We start from the raw sequence: 18,981 nt of genomic DNA on the forward strand, positions 1-18,981 counted from the left end.
ATCAGTTCCCCATCCCGGCCTGAGCCAATTGCAGAGCTTCCCCAATCGGGCCCATCACAGCAGCCGGAAGGAAAGATAAGAAGTTAATAATCAGGATCACGGCGACCAACGTAACGCAGAAGGTCGGATTTTCGAGTCTCAACGTCCCCGCACTAACCGGACTGACGCGTTTGCTGGCCAGTGAGCCCGCCACAATCAGCGCCAGGAACAGCGGCAGATAGCGGCCCGCAAGCAGCACCAGTACACAAGTCAGGTTCCACCACGGCGTGTCATCGCCTAGCCCCTCATAGCCGGAGCCATTGTTGGCAAAGGCGGAGGTGTATTCATAAAACACCTGCGAGATCCCATGCAGGCCGGGGTTACTGGTGCCGCTCAAGCCCGGGAACGCCACAGTGATTGCCGTCAGTCCAAGGATCAGGAAGGTCGGCAGCACAATCAGGCTCGCCAGAATCGTGATTTCTTTGGTTTCAATTTTCCGTCCGAAGATTTCCGGCGTGCGCCCAATCATCAACCCGGACAGGAACACCGCCAGCCAGACATAGACCAGGAAATTGACAAAACCGCAGCCAATCCCGCCCCAGATGGCGTTGATCAACATACCGGAACGAATCATCAGGCCGCCCAGCGGGTTGAATGAGTCATGCATGGCATTGACTGACCCGTTGGAGGTCTGGGTGGTAAACGTGCCCCACAACGCAGACAGCTCCGGGCCAAAGCGCACTTCCTTACCTTCCATGTTGGGACCGGCCGCACTCAGCTGCGAAAACGCCGCATTGGGCTGAATTTCACTGTATACGGTGGCGACAATGAAACTCACGCTCAGTACCCCCATGGCCGCGATCGACATCCAGGAAAAGCGTTTATTGCGCAGCAGACCGCCCGCCATAAACACCACTGCCATCGGGACCAGCACCAGTGCGATAGTTTCAATGGCATTACTCACCGGGGTCGGGTTTTCCAGCGGGTTACTGCTGTTCGGGCCATACCAGCCACCGCCATTGGTGCCCAGTTGTTTGATGGCCACCATGGAGGAAACCGGGCCAATCGGCACCTGTTGCTCTGCCAGCGGCGAAGCCGTATCTAAGGTTGTCACCGGCTGCGCCCCGCTGAAGCTGCTGGGTACTCCCTGCCACGTCAGCAGCAATGCCACAATGGCGGCCAGCGGAATCAGCACACGCACCACACCGCGTACCATATCGACATAGTAGTTACCCAGATCACGGGCTTCGCCTTCTTTGGCGGTGTCACGGTTCAGGCCGCCACGCATTCCGCGCAGTACTGCCACACAGACCGCCAGCCCCATAGCCGGGGTCACAAATTGCAACGTAACAATCAAAAAGCCCTGTGAGAGATAGCTCAGCTGAGCCTGACCGGAATAGTGCTGCTGGTTGGTATTGGTCAGAAACGACACCGCAGTATGCAGCGCCAGATCCCACGACAGCGGCCCGATGTTATCCGGGTTCATGGGCAGAATGTGCTGAAACTGGAGGATCAGATAGGCAAGCACACCCAGCACCAGATTACTGAGCAGAAAGGCGGCGCCGTAGGTCTGCCAGTTCATGCCCTGGGTGTGATTAATTCCAAGCAACCGGTAAATGCCCCGCTCCAGCGGCGCAAACACTTTGTCGCTGACATGTGCCTTGCCGGAAAAAACGCCGGTCATGTAGACCCCCAGCGGCATGGCCAGCAGAAGCGCCAGCGAACAGATAATAACGATATCTAACATAGCGCCTCCTAAAACTTCTCGGGCTCGAAAACAGCCCACATAAGATAAACGAGTAGCGCGGCAGACAGTGCTAACAGTAGCCAGTCCATTGTGATTCTCCCTAAGTCATTAAGTCACCATGGAAAGGTATGAAAACCGGGCGTAAATTCTCTAGGCAGGAAAACCGCAAAGGCGTAAAGATTTCGTAAAGTAAGGTGTCAGCCCCTCGCTCCGGCTGTTGCCGTCCGCTCCCGACTGATGTTTGGCGGTATACTATGTTCATGCGATCCCGTCGGTAGTACACTTACCGGGCAGTCGCATACAACCCTGCTGTTAACCCTTTGATCTCGATGGCTCTTATGAATAATTCAGGTTCACTCGTCTCCCCAACCAATCAACACTCCGAAACGGACAACCCCGTCAAACCGCGCGGTCGACGCGGCAGGCCGGTCGGTGATCGTGAATCGAAACGGGCTGAATTGCTGGCAGCGGCTATCGCAGTGACGGCCGAGGCAGGATATACCGGGGCTTCGTTGCGCAAAGTAGCAAAGCGGATTGGCGGGACGACCGGCACGGTGACCTATTACTTTGCGAACAAAGAAGAAATGATCACCGCCGTTGCAGAAGAGCTGTTCAGCAAACTCGCAGCGTTGCTCGATGTGAATGACGAGAACCTGGATCTCAACAAGTTACTGCAAAAATGGCTGGTCTTGAACGATTCCAGTGAAACGGATTTATGGCTGGTCTTTATCCAGTTACTCGCCCATGCCCGCCATGAACCTGCTATCGCCGCGGTGATTCAACGCCACAGTGCACAATTTCGCTCGAGGCTGGCGTCTATCGTGGAGACAGGGCAAGCGCAAGGCACGATACGAAACGATATTCCGGCCGAGCTGCTTGCCGATCAACTGTGTGCTTTGTGCGACGGATGGGTACTGATGATGCCCATTGAGCCAGAGCGGTTCACACCGGAACGAGTCCAGGTATTACTGCAAACGGTATCGACCTTGATCGCACCGCCGTCGGCGAGCTCTGTCTGAACACAACGCCTGAAAAAACCGCTGAAAAACACTACTGGAAAACACCGCTGAGTGGCCACTACCCTCGGAATAAAAAACGGCCGGACTTTCTGTAGAAGAAAACCCGGCCGGTTTATTCTCTGAACTATGTCTGATCTGTCTCTAACTTACCTTGATTATCCGTTTACTAACTTGTTATTGCCAAGAGTTAAAACCGGTGCGACGGTACCCGGTAAATGGACGCGTAAAAAACCGGCAGCACAACCATCGTCAGGAGCGTCGCAAATGCCAGCCCGCCAATAATGGTGATCGCCATCGGGGCAAAAAATACGTCTAAAATCAATGGCACCATCCCCAGCATCGTTGTCAGTGCCGCCATGGAAACAGGCCGCAAGCGGCTGACTGCAGCATCAACAATGGCCGGTAACAAACTTTTCCCATCGGCACATTCCAGGTTTATCTGCTCAATCAACACAATCGCATTCTTAATCAGCATTCCGGCTAAACTCAGAAAGCCCAACAACGCCATAAACCCAAAAGGTTGGCCTGAGGCCAAAAGACCGACAGTCACTCCAATCACCGCCAGTGGCACGCAGAGCCAAATAACCAGTGGCTGGCGTAAAGAATTAAACATCATCACGGTGATGAGGATCATCCCCAGCATAAAGGTCGGAATGGTTTCCATCAGCCCCACCTGCGCTTTTGCCGAATCTTCATACTCGCCGCCCCACGTCAGGGTGTAGCCCGGCGGCAGAGGTAACGCTTCCACCTGTGGGCGAAGACGGGCAAACAGTTTGGTCGCGTTGCCTTCTATCGGGTCGGCAAACACGGTAATCGTTCTTTTTCTGTCACGACGATGAATAATTTCGTCTTCAAACCCGGTTTCAAACGCGCTCACCACTTGTCGCAACGGAATCATATGCTGTGCTGCCGGACTCCAGATTTGCAGGTTAGCCAGATTATCGATACGGCTTCGGGTTGCTTCATCGGCACGAACGATAATAGGTAAAATCAAATCGTCTTCGCGATATACCCCTGCCGTCACGCCCTGAAACCCTTCCTGAATCGCACTCGCGACCATCGGCCGGGTAATGCCGTTAATGTTCGCTTGCTCCTCAGCCAGAACTGCCCTAACCACTTTGACCGGTTGCCGCCAGTCTGTTCGGATCGACTTAGTGTTAGGATCCTGACGGTAAATCGCCTCTACCTGCTCTGCCAAGTGACGCAGTTCAGCGGGTTCCGGACCACTGATCCTAGCCTGTATCTTGCCATTGGAGCCGGGCCCTAACTGGAATGTTGAGGTATATGCCTGCGAATCCGGGAACGCCTTGGCCAGTTGCGCCTCAATTGCCAGCAGCAATGCGCCAATCTTATCCGCATCATCAACACTGACTAAAAACTGCGCGTAAGCACTGTTGGGTTGCTCTGGCTGGTAAGTGAGCAAAAAGCGTAGCGCCCCCTCTCCCAATGTGGTCGTAACGTGTGTCACTCCCTCATGTTCCAGTAACAGCTGTTCAATTTTGGCCGCATCTTTCCGGGTGGTGTCGATATGCGTCCCTTGGGGCAACCAATAGTCAACCATAAATTGCGGACGGGTCGCGTTGGGCAGGAAGTTCTGCTCAACGAATGTAAAGCCCCAGAGTGAAAGTGCAAAAGCCCCAATCACCGAAGCCGAACTGAGATATCGGTGGCGAATACAGGCCCGCAAGAGTTGCTTATAGCGCAGGTAAAACCTGCTCCCATAAGGATCGACGCCAGCGTTCTCTTCTACTGGCGCTTTCAGGAACATCACGCACAGCAACGGGGTGACCGTCACCGCTGTCACCCAGCTTAGAAGCAAGGAAACCATGACGACCTGAAACAGCGAACGACAATACTCGCCGGTTTCATCCTGTGAAGTACCAATGGCCGCAAAAGCCAGAATCGCGATCAGCGTCGCCCCCAACAGCGGCCAGGCCGACTCTTTAACCACCTCAATCGCCGCATGCTCTGCCGATTTACCGCGCTGTAAGCGCACCAGCACACCATCAACCACGACAATGGCATTGTCGACCAACATCCCCAGCGCGATGATCAGCGCCCCAAGCGAAATCCGTTCTAGCGCGACCCCCATTGAATCCAGGAAGATGAAAGAACTGACAATCGTCAGTACCAGCACAAAACCGATCAGCAGGCCGCTCCGCAGCCCCATAAATAAAAACAGGATACCCACCACAATCGCAGCCGCTTCAATCAGGCTGCTCACGAACCCTGAGATGGCGCCTTTGACCGATTCTGACTGCATCGAGATAGTCCGGATTTCCACCCCAAACGGACGCTGACTTTCCAGTTCAGCCAGCTTGGCCTGTACCGCCTCTCCCATGGTGACCACATTGCCGCCAGAGACTGTCGAGATACCCAGGCCAATCCCCGTCTGTCCATCAAACCGGATTTCTGAGCCGATAGGATCGACATAATCACGTTTGACACTGGCGATATCACGAAGATAAATCTGCCGGTTGTTGATGCTGCTAATTAGCAGCGACTCAAAATCAACGACAGAATGGAGCCCTCCGGTTGGCTGAATCGCCACAAACGAGGCTCCCAGTGCGGCACGGCCTGCATCAACCGCTAATCCTTTTTGACGCAGTGATTCCAAAATAGCGTCAGGATGTATGCCCAACTGTGACATCCGGTTGCGGTTAAACTCGACATAAACAGCTTCACTACGCTCAGCAAATGAGGCCACTTTGCCGACATCTTTCACCAGCAACAGCTCGCGTTTTAAGTCATCGACATAATTTTTGAGTTCGGCATAACTGTACCCTTCACCGGTCACGACCATGAAAATACTGTAAACATCACCGAAATCGTCGATCACAATGGGCTGACCAGCCCCCGGGGGCAAATCGCTCTGCGCATCACTGATTTTTCTGCGCAGCTCATCCCATACCTGTGGCAGGGTTGTTTTGTCGTAATTGTCTTTGATGCGTACCGTAAGCGTTGATAAGCCCCGCTCTGATTTCGAAGTCACCCGCTCCAGTTGGCCAAGCTGTTGTACCGCTTTTTCCAGCTCGTCGCTGACTTCCAGCTCAACCTCCTGCGCTGAGGCCCCTGGGTATGGGGTAATAACCAGTGCATCTTTGATGGTAAATTCAGGGTCTTCGAGACGACTCATGCTTGAATAGGAGTGCAAACCGGCAACAAACATGACAACGGTAAGGACCAGCGTAACGATACGGTTTTTAATAGCGACTGAGGCAAAATCCATTTCTGTCACCCCTTCAGAGCATGTACTGGGTAACCTTCGCCCAGCGAACGCACCCCGGAGACAGCAATGATGTCGCCCCGTTCAAGCCCCGCTTTCACATGAATACTGTTCCCAACCGGATCCCCCAATGTGATGATCCGCTGGAAAACCGTGCCAGTCTTCTTGTCATAGAGCCAGACATAGGGAACTTTATCTGCCGTGGAAAGCACCGCACTTTCCGGGACCAGCAACAAGCTAAACTGAGCCAGGACAACCGCGTTGGTTGGCACCAACAGGCTAATTTTATTTGGGTCGTGAGGCATTTCATAAATCACACTTCCGGTCATACCTGGGCTGATACTGACAAGTTGCGGTGTCTCAAACCCCACCGTTACCTCAAACGTGCGGGTTATCGGATCTGCCATGCTGGAAAAAGACGTGATTTTTGCCGGAAACATCTCGCCGGGCAGCGTACTCAGTTCAACGCTGATGTTTGAATTAATCTCGATGGTTTCGATATCTTCAACGCGCTTGTTACGCACCCAATCCGCTTCCGAAACGTGGACTTTCATCTCTAAGGCATCGTCTGTTTGCAGAATCAACACGGTCTGCTTCGCCTGCACATTGGCATAATCTTCCACGACTTTTCGCGCAATGCGGCCAGTAAACGGGGCACGTAACACGGTATCCTCCAGCGCTTTCTTCGCTTGACGTAGCCCGGCCGTTGCCACTTCCAGATTTCGCCGCGCAAGATCCAATTGCTGCCTAGTCACGGCCTGTCGGTTAAACGCGATCTCGTATCGCTCAAAATCCGCTTGAGCCGCATTGCGTTCCGCGAGTGCCCGATCGCGTTCCGCCGCCAGGGTTGTTGGATCAAGCTTTGCCAACACTGTGCCGGCTGGTACTAACTCTCCCTCTGTAACAAGAAAATCCGTGATTTTACCTGCCACCTCAAAGGCCATATCTGACTGCTTCGCAGCAGAAACACTGCCGGGAAACCGGAAAACCCGCTGAGCGTTATCGTCTCCCACTTGAAATAATTTCACCGGGCGCGAAAAAACCTCACGGACACTCACTGCCTCATCATCACATGCAGTGAGTGTCGCCATTGAGACGAACAACAGCATTAATAGTTTGAAAAATGGATACTTCTTTAACATTCAGCTCTCCAGATCAATATCCTGAATTGATGCTCTGAATTGATAAGATCGAATGACCTGTCACGGTAATTGCCATTTGAACCTGAGGAATCCCCATCAGAATCTGGCCCAACCGTTTGGTCGCCATGCTTTTCCAGCTCCAGCAAAAAACCGCACCAATCCTGGTACGGGCTGCGCGCGAAAAGACAAAAAAACCACTTTTTCAAAACGTTGCTTGTTGGTTTCTAGCCGGCATAACCACCATTGAACAGTGCTTTCTTCAAGTAATTCGGGCGAATTATAACAATGAATTAAATTAACACAACAGTCGTTATTTTAAATTAAAGGGAAAAGAAGTTCAGTGGATTCTGTAAAAATCACACGCCTTGGGGCTAAACGCACTCTTAAAACCACCTAACACAAAAACAGTAAAAACACTTAAATTCAGACACTTAAAGATAAGACACGTAAAATCAAGCCGATGGAAAAGGTGGGCAGGAAGAAGTTGGAACAGACGAATGCCCAGACGAATACCTAGATGAGTTGTTGAAAAAACCTCAGGATGACACCAAAGGTTCCCTTCAGGCAGACCAGACAAAGCCTCTCGGGTCGCCGCCCGATCCAAACAAAAAAGGTGTAAGAGATTCTCTTACACCTTTTTATTCAGAACGTGATGTTCGATGACTCAAGGATTATGAAGTCATACCCTTATGCTCAGAAGACAAAGCTTGTGCTGCTTTGTACTCCTCCAGCACAATGCCAAATTGCGCAATGATCACTAAAGCCTTCTCAAAATCGTACGTGGCAACCGCATCGGAAAGTTTATGGCTGAGCTCCAGATTGAGCTTATCGAAACATTGCTGATGCTGTGAGTAGTAATACTCTGACTCTAAGTCATATTCTTCCAGTAACAGTGTTAGATACTGTATCTTTTGTTCAAACACTGCTATCGCGGTACTGTCACAGCGCAACTGCACGGGTTTCACGGGTTTGATGTTGATTTCTGGCAATTCATGAGAACGACAGTCCGCAGCTGAACCAGTGCGGTCAATCGCAAGATCAATCGTGAACCAGAAGGTACTGCCTAAACCACATTGGCTTTCAACGCCCACGGTTCCTCCCATTAACTCAGCAATATGCTTGGAAATCGCAAGCCCGAGGCCAGTACCGCCGTACTTACGCGTGGTTGATGAGTCGGCTTGCTGGTAACTGTCAAAGATCTTCGACTGTTCAGCGTCAGACATTCCAATCCCGGTATCCTGCACACTAAAATGCACCCGTACCGATTCCACCGAGAGCACTTCGACCTCAACACGAATCACAATATCGCCATTGTTGGTGAACTTAATGGCGTTACTCACATAGTTAAGCAACACTTGTTTAATTCTGAGCGGGTCGCCCAGTAATGGAGGGATGGAACGGTCTAGCTCAGTGTGTACTATGACTCCCCGCTTCTTCGCCTTGTATTCAAAAATATCCTGAACATCGTGCACCAGTGACGGCAGGTCAAAAGAGATATGCTCAATTTCCACTTTACCCGCATCAAATTTTGACAAATCGAGTATGTCACTGATTAGTGAAAGCAAATGTCTCCCTGATTTGTCGATTTTCATTAGACTGCTCTTTTGCTCGTTATTCAGCTCGGAATGCAACAGGATGTACGACATACCGAGGATCGAGTTCAGCGGTGTTCGAAGCTCATGGCTCACCGTGGAGATAAACTGACTCTTTGCCATGTTAGCGTTTTCAGCTTCCAGCTTCGCCTCTTTCAACGCGGCGGTCAGCGTATCCAGCTTACTCCCCATATGGATAATCGCATTGGCCGTCTCATTGATCTCTTTGAGCCTGAATCCCTCATGAGAAACGTTAAAGTCCCCGGTACTGACTCTGTCCACCATGTTCTGAATTTGCGACAACGGCGCTGCGATAGACTCACTCATTTTTTTAGACGAACGCCAGATGAAGATCAGGAAAAGCGAGTAAAACGAAATCAGGCCAACGATCAGAACATAGCCAATATGCTGGTATTTCTCTTCCAGACTTCTTGATTTGGAATACATTTTATTTTCATCCACGATCAAGAGTAGCCGCCACTGCGTTTCTGGAATCGTCGACCAGGAGATCAGTTTACTCGCGCCATTCAGCGTGATTTGCGTGATCCCTTCTTCACGTTGCTGTAAATGCTGATTCAGCTCAGCCGTATCTTCGCGTTTGTATAAGTTAAACGACTCAGGTTTGAACACTTCTTTGCTGATCGCCTGCTGGTAGTTGTAATCCGTGAGCTCCTTGACCCCAAAATCCACTTCCCCCTGCGGCGGTAAAGCCATGATCATACCAGTATTACTGGCCAGTACGGCATAGCCGTCCCAGGGCACCGCCAGCTCTTGAATACTGTCAACAATGGAACTGACGGTGATATCCAGACCAACCACACCTTCAAGAAATCCCTGGTCTCCATTTTGTGCGGTGCGATACACAGGGGCAATTGACGATGCCATCCAGCCGTGGCCAGCCGGGTCGATATACACATCCGTCCAAACAATCCCTCGCTCGGGATTGTGCTGCTCATCAGCCAAGTAATAAAAGTTATACTCGGGGATATCCATATCGCTTGGGTACTGCGCAACCGTATTAAACCAAGGATAAATTCTGTTGTAGGAGTCCCAGCTGTTGAAATAAACCGAGGCGATCTGCTCATTGCTTTCTTTGAGTTGCTTCATCATCGGATCAAGACGAGCCAGTTTTGCAATTTTGCCCCAGTCTTTGTCGACCGTCTTTGCGGAATAGAAAGAAGCCGCTCCGCCCAAGTCTTGCTGAGAGTACAATACACCGTCACGACTCAGCGCGAGATTGGAAAACTCAGAGAGCAGATCTTGTGGTAGCGCTTGTAATAGCTCTTGCGAAAACTCTGATGGCTCTGGTAGTAGATTTTGCAATGGCCCCCGCAATCGCTCAGGAAATTCATCGGGTAACGATTCGAAATTATCCACCGGTAAACGCTGCGCTAATGCTCGCTCTGTTTCACTCCGGTAGAGTGCCGTTAAGTTTTCGACCGCTTTCAGCTTTTCCCGAATAATATCCGTTTCCCGGCGAGAAGATATTTTCAGCTCTTCATTAACCTGATGGTAAATATACGCCATATTATCAGTGCTGATGAAATGGTTACTCATCAAGTAAACCGCGATAAGCACGGACTCAACCAGAATAAGGGGAATGATGCCGGTTTTCACCATTGAGCGCCATACCCAGGCTTGGGTGCTTATTTTGGATTTTTCCATCTTTATTCCTGGCTATCCGAAGGGATGCACACACTTAATTGTTATATCGCAGCGAAACTTCATACAGCTCATCGGCTATCTCGATGAATGCATCAACAATATCGGGATCAAACTGTGTTCCCTTCCCAGACAAGATAAGCTGGACGGCATCCTGGTGCGTAAAGGCGGGTTTATAAACCCGTTTGCTGATTAATGCATCATATACATCAGCGACCGCCATCAACCGGGCAGATAACGGAATATTATTCCCTGCTAACCCCTGCGGATAACCACTGCCATCCCAGTATTCATGATGGGAATACGCAATTTCTTTGGCACATTTAAGAAACTTCATCGGCTGACCACTTATCTTTTCGGCATTTTCAATCGCTTCAAAGCCAATTGTCGTGTGGGTTTTCATCACATCGAATTCTTCAGGTGTCAGCTTGCCTTTTTTGAGCAAAATATTATCGGGGATCCCAATTTTTCCAATGTCATGCAGCGGCGCCGATTTGTAAAACAGCCCAATGGTGTTGTCATCTAAGACTGCCGAATAACTAGGGTTCTCGCGCAGTTTTTCAGCCAGAAGCTTAATGTACGTTTGCGTACGCCGAATATGATTGCCGGTTTCGTTATCACGGGTTTCCGCCAGAGAAACCATGGCATAGAAAGCCACATCCTGGATCGCGTGAAGCTCTTCTCTTTGCCGGAGAATTTCACTGGTGCGACGCTCAACCTCCTTCTCCAGAGCTTCATTTTTCCCCTTTAGCAAATCAGAAGCGATCTTAAGCGCGACATGCGTTTTGACTCTCGCTTTTACAATCTCCGGGTTAATGGGTTTCGTCACATAATCTACAGCTCCCATCTCCAGCCCTTTTTGCTCATCAATTCGGTCAACTTTTGCGGTCAGGAAGATGACCGGAACATCACGCGTTACCGGATTGTGCTTCAGTCGACGACAGACTTCGTATCCGTCCATTTCCGGCATCATAATATCAAGCAGGATCAAATCCGGATTAACCGATTCAGCCACGGCAATGCCACGCGCTCCACTGTTGGCACCTTTAACCTTATAATCATCTTTAAACAGCTGATACATCAGCGTGAGGTTTTCAGGAATATCATCAATAACCAATAAAGTCGGTTTGGAAGACGAAAAATCGTACATCCTTTACTCCTTTTCACAATGACACAGCAAGAGCTCAATAAATCCTGCCTTCCTGAATGAATAAGCTTTGAGCGTATTAGTGTAATTACTCATTAATTAAGTCACTACTAATATAGTAAAAACACACCTCACATTCAGTGAAGTAGCTCAATCTATAATAACAATGGTCATCGCTAACAAAATAAAAAACACCCCTCAGGAATAAGCATTTCAATAATATAAGTTGATATTTAAACTTTCGCTTTTAAATTAACACTTAGTTTATACATTTTATTAAGTTTATCTTAAGTCTTGATAAAAAAAACAACGCATCATTTTTCTTTTCATAGACGTATATTTTCAATTCCATTTTGTCACCCATCTAGAATGGGATAATTCTCATTTCCATTAAAATATCGATGTTCCGTATCTTGAGTTAGTGGCTGAATATAAATTATTCAAAAGTGGAGAGATAGATTAATGTATCAATAAGTTATTCACTGAAAACATTGAATAACGATATTTATAATAGCAACAGATAAAATAGCAGACCATTTAAGAGCTAAATGTTAGATATTCAACTTAGAGAAATAGAAATGATTTTTTGAACTGTTAAGAGGGGAAATAAAAACAGTGCAGCTATCATCAGTACTGATAAAGCTGAAAAGCAGGTGATAAGTATAGACTTGTGGAAAATTATCAAGCTTCAGATGGGTGGAAGCCCCACCAGCCACATCCCGGCACACACGTCATTTGCTGCGGCTGCTCCCTTCCGGGCCTGACCGAGTTCACAAACTAGTGTTGCGGGAGGACCAGCAGGGCCTCCATAGATTCGTTATCTCGAACAAAATCGTTATCTTGTCGCGAGAACGGGGTGATTATCAGCCATGCATGATTGGAATGCAAGCGCTGTGATCCCCCGACAACGCCAAGTGCTTAATTATCACCCAAAACCCCGTGTTTCGGGTAGTTCCTGACAAACGGCCGCCAAAACTGCGGCCTCAGACTTCTTCTTCTGGATCTTCTAAGAGGTATTCGCCCAGCAATGCCCCGCCCAAAATCAGTAACCACGACACCAATACCGGGTTAGGGACATCCAGCCAAGGCGTCAGCACCAATGTCGCAAAGCCGATGGCCGGCAGAATCCAGATCATACGGGGAGCCAAATCTTTTAGCTGGCTTTTTTGCATTCCCTGAAGCGATGCAATCAGCCCGGTAATACAGAGTGCGACCAGTGCGGCGTACTCCATCCCCCCCACCCAAAGCGGAAACACCAAAAACAGCGGCCACCAAGTATTCCCGTTAACGGGACGCCAGCTACGCACCGCGACCCAAATCACGAGCACAGCGATAATCTGAACAATGGTATGAGCCGGACTACCGATCAGTTTTCCTTCGCCCTGCAATGCCATCAGACCAATGTCCATGGCCAGCACGATAGAAATCAACAGTGTCGCCAGTTGCCAGGAGCCTTTAGGGGAGAAGCTGACAGCAAAAACAGGTAACATCATGAACAAACTGATGGAAAGTGCCAGGGGCTGATCCTGTAACACGACACCATAGGAGCCGAGCCCGATTAATAACAACCAAGCAGACACACCACCTTGTGGCAACAACCACAACGCGGGAATCGCCAGCGCCAATGCCGGAAGTTCTCCCTGACTCTGCCCCAGCGCACTAACACCAACAACGGTCAACATAATGCTGACCACAACAAGCAACGCGGCATACAACATGGCAGCACCTCCTTGCGTTTCTGATAGTCGCAAGGAAATCAATCAATTATAGCGCAACTATCAACCTTTATATGGCACAGATATAAATATGGACGATTTCGCAAGTCAAATCTATAGCCAGGTTCACCAAATTCCATACGGAAAAGTCTCAACCTACGGGGATATTGCACGTTTTGCGGGTTACCCCGGTTATGCGCGCCATGTTGGCCGTCTGATGGGGTCACTGCCGGAGGGGTCTGCTCTTCCCTGGCATCGCGTGATTAATGCGAAAGGAGAGATTTCTCTGAAAGGGGAAGATTTAGTGCGGCAAAGAAACAAGTTACTGGAAGAAGGGATAGAGGTGTCGCAAGCCGGAAAAATCCGACTTGCGAGATACCGATGGGACGGACGGTGATTGCGCGTCGAATTAACGCGTACGAATCAGCATCAGTTCCAGTTTTTTCGTTTGTTGCGGGTCAGTGATCACGTGATTGGCTGTATCCGTGATAAACATCAGCTTACCGTCAACTTCAATACGCGCGCTTACTGCATAAGTAAAGCGAGGGTCGATTTCAGTACGGTCGAAGTTCAGTTCAAAAGCAAAAGGCACTTGCTTGCCGTCGGCCAGGAATGATTGGCGGCTAATTACTTCGGCCGGAGCATCCATCTTTGACACATCAGATAGCGTAACAGTAATGCGGGCATCTGCCGGTAGCGCAATACGTTCACGATACATCAAGGTCCCTGTCACTTGTTCCATATCGGCGTCCTTCTGTACCAGGGTGGTACACGCTGAAATGACCAATGCGGTAATCAATACCGTAATCAGCGCAAAAACCTTTTTCATAGTGTCTCCTGTCGAAACTTGTCGGTAGGTTCTGTGACAAGTCCGTAAATTCAATACTAAATCAGATGATTTATCATTTATCATTTAACAAAATTGATATCTTTAAAAGAGATACCGCGTTTTCAGCCCATACTTGAAGCCAATCAGGTATGAGCGGGCGCAAGCATAACATGATTTTGGGAGATCCGATGAGTAAAGAGCTGAATGAACTTCTCAATCTGTTACAGCTCGAACAGATTGAGCAGGGATTATTCCGTGGCCAAAGTGAGCATTTAGGCTTACCACAGGTATATGGTGGCCAAGTTCTCGGGCAAGCTCTGTCCGCCGCCAAAGAAACGGTCGAAGAGGATCGCCAGGTACATTCTTTCCACAGTTACTTCCTGCGCCCGGGCGATCCGCACAAACCTATTATTTATGATGTGGAAACCCTGCGCGATGGCGTCAGCTTCAGCACCCGCCGCGTAAAAGCGATTCAGTATGGCCGCCCGATTTTCTATATCACCGCGTCTTACCAAATCGAGGAAGAAGGATTCAGTCACCAGGCCGAGATGCCGCAGGTTCCTTCTTTTGACACCCTGAAATCGGAACGGGAACTGGTGCACGAGATTGCGCACCTGCTGCCGAAAGCGGCTCTGGATACATTTGGCCGTGAGCGCCCGATTGAAGTTCGTCCGGCCAACGTCATCAATCCGCTGGATCCGAAACCAACCGAGGCCAAACAATATCTGTGGATTAAAGCTAACGGAGAAATGCCGGACGACCCACGTATTCACCAGTACTTGCTGGCTTATGCCTCTGACTGGGGATTTTTGGTCACCGCTTTGCAACCGCATGGCGTAACGTTATTTTCTCCGCGCATGAAAGTGGCCACCATTGACCATTCCATGTGGTATCACCGTCCGTTTCGCATGGATGAGTGGTTGCTTTACGCGATTGAAAGTCCGTCGGCCAGTGGTGCCCGCGGCTTTGTCCGTGGTGAGATCTTCAACCAGAAAGGGGAACTGGTCGCTTCCGCAGTACAGGAAGGCTTGATGCGCCACACCGGCAAATCGTGATCCTGGCATAATCCCCACAAGGCGTAGTCATTCAGGTAGACCACGCAATATGACAGCGTCAACATACAGAAACGGCGCAAAAACAAAAGAAGAAGAAAAAAGAAAAGGCGGCTCACAAGCCGCCTTACGTTTTTCAGTTGCTATCAATAGTTAATTCCACCCATCGCATATGCTTGCGATTCCGGCAAAAGCGCTTATGCGCCCATTCGGGTCTCGGCACAACTGTCCTGACTTTCCGCTTCCAATTGCTGCAAGTGCTCGCCGGCCTGTTGCAACTGATACATCTGCCAGTAATGACCTTGCTGCATTAGCAGATCTCGGTGGGTGCCGCGCTCTGTCACATGGCCATGACTCAGCACCAGGATTTCATCAGCCTCCATGATGGTCGACAACCGGTGGGCAATCACCACGATACTCATGTCCTGACGCAGCTTATCCAGAGCCTGCTGAATATGCTGCTCCGTACCGGAGTCAATATTGGCGGTCGCCTCATCCAGAATCAGGATTTTCGGCTTAGCCACCAGCACCCGAGCCAGTGCCAGCAACTGTTTCTGACCAGCCGATAAACTGGCCCCACCGCTGCCAAGAATGGTATCCAGCCCCTCGCTGTACTGATGCACCTGCTCCGCCAGACCGACCTGCTCAAGGGCTTCCCAGAGTTGTTCATCGGCTGTTTGTCCTTCAAGAAGCGTCAGGGTTCGTCCCAGTGTGATATTCTCGCGAACGCTATCACTCAGGATATGCGGATCCTGTTGCACCATCGCAACTCCCTCACGCAGTACCGCGTGAGACAAACTGTCCAATGGCCGTTCATCCAGCAGCACCTGCCCCTGCGTTGCCGGGTAAAATCCCATCATTAGCGATGCCAGCGTACTCTTACCGCTTCCGGTATGCCCGACCAGAGCCAGAAAGCCGCGATGAGGCAAGGTCACCTGGATATTCTCCAGCACGTTCTGCTTGCCGTCGTAACTGAATGTCAGATCCTGACAAGTTAATGCACCACTACGAAGAGCGTTCTCATCCTTCCCATACTGCTGCTGCGGAGCATCAATGAATCCGAAGATCCGCTCACTGGCAACCAATGCCTGCTGCAACAAAGACAGCTGCTGAGTCAGTTCGATCAGCGGCTCAGTCACCCGTCCCAGATAACTGATGAAAGCATACAAGACCCCCACCCCGATCAGCTCCACCCCACTGACGCCGAACACGGCCACCAGAGAAATCAATGCCACCCCGGAGAGAAAGTCGATCAGTGGACGCAGCAAAAAGCCATTGAGTTTAGTCACACCGATCTGCGCATCCAAATGTTGCTCGGTCAGTTCAGAGAACTGCTGATAAAACGCTTTTTCCTGGCGCATCAACTGAACCAAACTCATCCCCTGAATGGTTTCGCTCATCGCGGCATTGATATCAGTCAGCAGATCCCGCATCCGGCGATACGCCGCGGCGCTTTTCCGCTGGTACAACACCATGATGCCAACCACAATCGGCAACAGGATCAGCACCACCACGGTCAGTCGCCAGCTAATCATACTCATGACCACAACCATGACAGACACCAGCGCCACGTTCTTCATCACCGTGCCAATAACATGGACATAAAAATCTTTGATCGATTCCGTGTCATTGGTGATCCGCGAGATCAGCTTACCGGACGGCATGTAATCAAATGCCGACAGCGGCTGGTTGAGGATCCGGCCAAACAGCTGCTTGCGGATCGTCTGCACCACGCCAATTGCAATCTGGTTAAAACGCATGGCTTGCTGGTAACGGAACCAGGCGGTGGCGATATTCAGCACCACATAGGTCACAGCCAGCAGGGCGACCTCCTTAACCGGGAAGTCATCTCTCGCGATGTTGTTATCAATGAAATGCTGGATTAACCAGGGGCCTGACACATCAGCTATCGTGGCGGCCAGCAGCAGACCCATGGCCACTCCCAGCTTTTTTTTGTCTGCCAGAGCGTAGCTTAGCAAGCGCCTGATAATACGCGTATTTATTGCCTGATCTGCCATTACGCCTCCTCAATGGCCTGCTCTAATTTCTGGTAGCGATACATTTCGGCATACCAGCTCTCTTCCTTGATTAAGGAGGAATGCGTCCCCTGCTCGGCAATCCTGCCCTGCTGTAACACCAGAATCATGTCGGCCTCTTCCAGCGCCGTCAGGCGGTGGGCAATCACAATGACCGTTTTACCGCGCTGCTGGCGTAAATTGGTCAGGATTCGATGCTCGGTTTTGCCATCGACCGCAGACAGGGCATCATCAAGGATCAAAATCTCGGCATCGAGCAACAGCGCCCGAGCGATGGCGATCCGTTGCTTCTGACCACCAGACAGGGTGATCCCCTTTTCCCCCACCAGCGTCTGATACCCTTCCGGAAACTGCATGATGTCGCTGTCGATACACGCCGCTTCCGCCGCCGCCCGAATTTGTGCCATCGAAGCCTCCGGCCGACCCAATGCGATATTATCTGCAATCGAGCGCGAGAACAGGAACGGAGTCTGGCTAACCACAGCAAACCGGCTGCGCCACTGATCAAGATTGGCTTCGCGCAGGGCAACGTCGCCATAATGAATCGTGCCATCGGTCAGCTCCTGCTGACGCAGTAACAAGGCAAGCAACGTCGATTTACCACTGCCAATAGGCCCTGCCAGCCCCAGCATCTTGCCGCTTTCCAAGGTGAATGACACATCCGCCAACGCAGGTTGTTTTTGCTCCGGCCAGTAAAATTGCGAGATCGCCACCTGCAGAGGTTGCCGTTGTTTAGTCAGTTGCTGCTCACCGCTGACTATCTCCGGATGCTGATCAAACAGCTGCTTCAGACGGTTCCAGGCGGCGGAGCCGCGCTCCAGAATATTGAACAGCCAGGCCATTGCCAGCATCGGCCAGATCATCAGTCCCTGATACAGGGTAAAGGCCGTTAAATCGCCGAGTGACAACCGGTCGTGGTGAACCATGTAAGCACCGCCGGCGATGCTGAGGAAGAAAGACATCCCAATTGCCAGCTGGATCACCGGGTCAAACTTGGCATCCACCCGTGCGACGCCGAGGTTTTTATCCCCGACAAAATCTGTCACTGCCGCAAAGTCTGCCTGCTGACGTTTCTCCAGGCCAAATGCCCGAATCATTCGCACCCCATTCAGACTTTCCTGCGTTTTGTCCGTCAGATCCGAAAAAGCGGCCTGAGACGCTGAAAAGCGGCTGTGCAACTGACGTCCGAGAAAGAACACCGCTATCGCCATCAGAGGCATGGGTGCCAGTGCCAGCAAGGTTAGCTCCCAGCTCAGCATCGTGGTCATGACGAACAACACCGCGATGCCGGTGATCAGGGAATCCGCCGCGGTCAGCACCCCTTCCCCGGCGGTCATTACGACGGCGTTGACGTCATTGGTTGAACGGGCCATCAGGTCCCCGGTTTTATGACGTTCAAAAAACACCGGAGGGTGAAAAGAGAAATGTTTATACAGGCGATTGCGCAGCACGGTGCCTAGCTCTGCAGCCGCACCAAACAGCCAGACCCGCCAGATGATGCGCAAAAAATACACAAAAAACCAAATCGCGACCAAACCACCCAGCCAGCCAAACATGACGGTCAGGCTCATTTCTCCGGCCACCACGTCATCGACAATCCAACCGATCGCCCGGGGCGGTAACAGCTCAAACAAAGAAACCAGGATCAGAATACCGATAGCGCCGCCGTAACGGCGCCATTGCTGGCGGAAATACCATCTCAGCTGCCAGAAAACCTGCATAGTCCCTCCACAGAAACAGGCAATACCTTCATTTATGATGAATCAAAGTTGGTCAGAGCAGCAATTGCCCTGTAAGACAAACTCAGAAGACGAGATACGCATCCATGCACTGCG

13 protein-coding genes and 1 other RNA gene are annotated in these 18,981 nt (G+C 50.7%); 3 read left to right on the plus strand and 11 right to left on the minus strand.

Going from position 1 to position 18,981, the window contains the following annotated elements; genetic code table 11:
* Nucleotide 1: 1 nt before the first annotated feature.
* Nucleotides 2–1,726: a potassium-transporting ATPase subunit KdpA gene (gene kdpA, locus PGW97_RS11940; protein WP_273857397.1), complete on the minus strand. Its 1,725-nt coding sequence runs from the start codon at nucleotides 1,724–1,726 to the stop codon at nucleotides 2–4.
* A gap of 8 nt (nucleotides 1,727–1,734) precedes the next feature.
* Entirely contained in the window at nucleotides 1,735–1,815 is an 81-nt protein-coding gene (gene kdpF, locus PGW97_RS25200) for a K(+)-transporting ATPase subunit F (RefSeq protein WP_217392246.1), read from the minus strand.
* 249 nt (nucleotides 1,816–2,064) lie between these two features.
* Between kdpF and PGW97_RS11945 the strand changes: the two genes are divergently transcribed.
* A complete protein-coding gene (locus PGW97_RS11945) occupies nucleotides 2,065–2,745 on the plus strand; it encodes a TetR/AcrR family transcriptional regulator (RefSeq protein WP_273857398.1) in 681 nt (226 codons plus the stop codon).
* A 187-nt stretch (nucleotides 2,746–2,932) separates the two neighbouring features.
* Here the strand turns inward: PGW97_RS11945 and PGW97_RS11950 are convergent, their stop codons facing one another.
* The 6 genes from PGW97_RS11950 to PGW97_RS11975 all read right to left on the minus strand — a co-directional run bounded on the left by PGW97_RS11950 (nucleotide 2,933) and on the right by PGW97_RS11975 (nucleotide 13,232).
* A complete protein-coding gene (locus PGW97_RS11950; RefSeq protein WP_273857399.1) occupies nucleotides 2,933–5,974 on the minus strand; it encodes an efflux RND transporter permease subunit in 3,042 nt (1,013 codons plus the stop codon).
* A gap of 5 nt (nucleotides 5,975–5,979) precedes the next feature.
* A complete protein-coding gene (locus tag PGW97_RS11955) occupies nucleotides 5,980–7,113 on the minus strand; it encodes an efflux RND transporter periplasmic adaptor subunit (protein WP_273857400.1) in 1,134 nt (377 codons plus the stop codon).
* Nucleotides 7,114–7,784: 671 nt separating this feature from the next.
* Nucleotides 7,785–10,370, minus strand: coding sequence for a sensor histidine kinase (locus tag PGW97_RS11960; RefSeq protein WP_273857401.1), 2,586 nt, complete (start codon nucleotides 10,368–10,370; stop codon nucleotides 7,785–7,787).
* A gap of 34 nt (nucleotides 10,371–10,404) precedes the next feature.
* Nucleotides 10,405–11,517, minus strand: a complete 1,113-nt coding sequence (locus tag PGW97_RS11965) for a response regulator (protein WP_047887840.1) — start codon at nucleotides 11,515–11,517, stop codon at nucleotides 10,405–10,407.
* Nucleotides 11,518–12,217: 700 nt separating this feature from the next.
* An RNA gene (ffs, locus tag PGW97_RS11970) (signal recognition particle sRNA small type) lies at nucleotides 12,218–12,314 on the minus strand.
* 183 nt (nucleotides 12,315–12,497) lie between these two features.
* Nucleotides 12,498–13,232 carry a hypothetical protein gene (locus PGW97_RS11975; RefSeq protein ID WP_047887351.1) on the minus strand — a complete coding sequence of 245 codons (735 nt, stop codon included), beginning with the start codon at nucleotides 13,230–13,232 and terminating at the stop codon, nucleotides 12,498–12,500.
* 88 nt (nucleotides 13,233–13,320) lie between these two features.
* Between PGW97_RS11975 and PGW97_RS11980 the strand changes: the two genes are divergently transcribed.
* The gene (locus PGW97_RS11980) at nucleotides 13,321–13,626 is read left to right on the plus strand and encodes an MGMT family protein (protein ID WP_047887352.1); all 306 of its coding nucleotides are present in this window, start codon (nucleotides 13,321–13,323) and stop codon (nucleotides 13,624–13,626) included.
* A gap of 12 nt (nucleotides 13,627–13,638) precedes the next feature.
* On the opposite strand, the gene PGW97_RS11985 is transcribed toward PGW97_RS11980, so the two are convergent.
* A complete protein-coding gene (locus tag PGW97_RS11985) occupies nucleotides 13,639–14,058 on the minus strand; it encodes a YbaY family lipoprotein (protein WP_047887353.1) in 420 nt (139 codons plus the stop codon).
* A 188-nt stretch (nucleotides 14,059–14,246) separates the two neighbouring features.
* Here PGW97_RS11985 and tesB point away from each other — a divergent pair, with 188 nt between their 5' ends.
* Nucleotides 14,247–15,113: an acyl-CoA thioesterase II gene (gene tesB / locus PGW97_RS11990; RefSeq protein WP_047887354.1), complete on the plus strand. Its 867-nt coding sequence runs from the start codon at nucleotides 14,247–14,249 to the stop codon at nucleotides 15,111–15,113.
* A gap of 194 nt (nucleotides 15,114–15,307) precedes the next feature.
* On the opposite strand, the gene PGW97_RS11995 is transcribed toward tesB, so the two are convergent.
* Nucleotides 15,308–17,128: a SmdB family multidrug efflux ABC transporter permease/ATP-binding protein gene (locus tag PGW97_RS11995; protein ID WP_273857402.1), complete on the minus strand. Its 1,821-nt coding sequence runs from the start codon at nucleotides 17,126–17,128 to the stop codon at nucleotides 15,308–15,310.
* Nucleotides 17,128–18,867 (minus strand): ABC transporter transmembrane domain-containing protein, encoded by a 1,740-nt coding sequence (locus PGW97_RS12000; protein WP_273857403.1) that lies wholly within the window; start codon nucleotides 18,865–18,867, stop codon nucleotides 17,128–17,130. The genes PGW97_RS11995 and PGW97_RS12000 overlap by 1 nt, the downstream gene beginning before the upstream one ends.
* Between the last annotated feature and the right edge of the window lie 114 nt (nucleotides 18,868–18,981).

Origin of the sequence: Photobacterium sp. GSS17 (genome assembly GCF_028621875.1) — a bacterium.
In the GTDB taxonomy this organism is placed as follows: domain Bacteria; phylum Pseudomonadota; class Gammaproteobacteria; order Enterobacterales; family Vibrionaceae; genus Photobacterium; species Photobacterium ganghwense.

Bases quoted from the DNA above. Each gene is read 5' to 3' on its own strand.
- kdpA (WP_273857397.1), bottom strand. From the start codon at position 1,726: ATGTTAGATATCGTTATTATCTGTTCGCTGGCGCTTCTGCTGGCCATG.
- kdpF (WP_217392246.1), bottom strand. From the start codon at position 1,815: ATGGACTGGCTACTGTTAGCACTGTCTGCCGCGCTACTCGTTTATCTT.
- PGW97_RS11945 (WP_273857398.1), top strand. From the start codon at position 2,065: ATGAATAATTCAGGTTCACTCGTCTCCCCAACCAATCAACACTCCGAA.
- PGW97_RS11950 (WP_273857399.1), bottom strand. From the start codon at position 5,974: ATGGATTTTGCCTCAGTCGCTATTAAAAACCGTATCGTTACGCTGGTC.
- PGW97_RS11955 (WP_273857400.1), bottom strand. From the start codon at position 7,113: ATGTTAAAGAAGTATCCATTTTTCAAACTATTAATGCTGTTGTTCGTC.
- PGW97_RS11960 (WP_273857401.1), bottom strand. From the start codon at position 10,370: ATGGAAAAATCCAAAATAAGCACCCAAGCCTGGGTATGGCGCTCAATG.
- PGW97_RS11965 (WP_047887840.1), bottom strand. From the start codon at position 11,517: ATGTACGATTTTTCGTCTTCCAAACCGACTTTATTGGTTATTGATGAT.
- PGW97_RS11975 (WP_047887351.1), bottom strand. From the start codon at position 13,232: ATGTTGTATGCCGCGTTGCTTGTTGTGGTCAGCATTATGTTGACCGTT.
- PGW97_RS11980 (WP_047887352.1), top strand. From the start codon at position 13,321: ATGGACGATTTCGCAAGTCAAATCTATAGCCAGGTTCACCAAATTCCA.
- PGW97_RS11985 (WP_047887353.1), bottom strand. From the start codon at position 14,058: ATGAAAAAGGTTTTTGCGCTGATTACGGTATTGATTACCGCATTGGTC.
- tesB (WP_047887354.1), top strand. From the start codon at position 14,247: ATGAGTAAAGAGCTGAATGAACTTCTCAATCTGTTACAGCTCGAACAG.
- PGW97_RS11995 (WP_273857402.1), bottom strand. From the start codon at position 17,128: ATGGCAGATCAGGCAATAAATACGCGTATTATCAGGCGCTTGCTAAGC.
- PGW97_RS12000 (WP_273857403.1), bottom strand. From the start codon at position 18,867: ATGCAGGTTTTCTGGCAGCTGAGATGGTATTTCCGCCAGCAATGGCGC.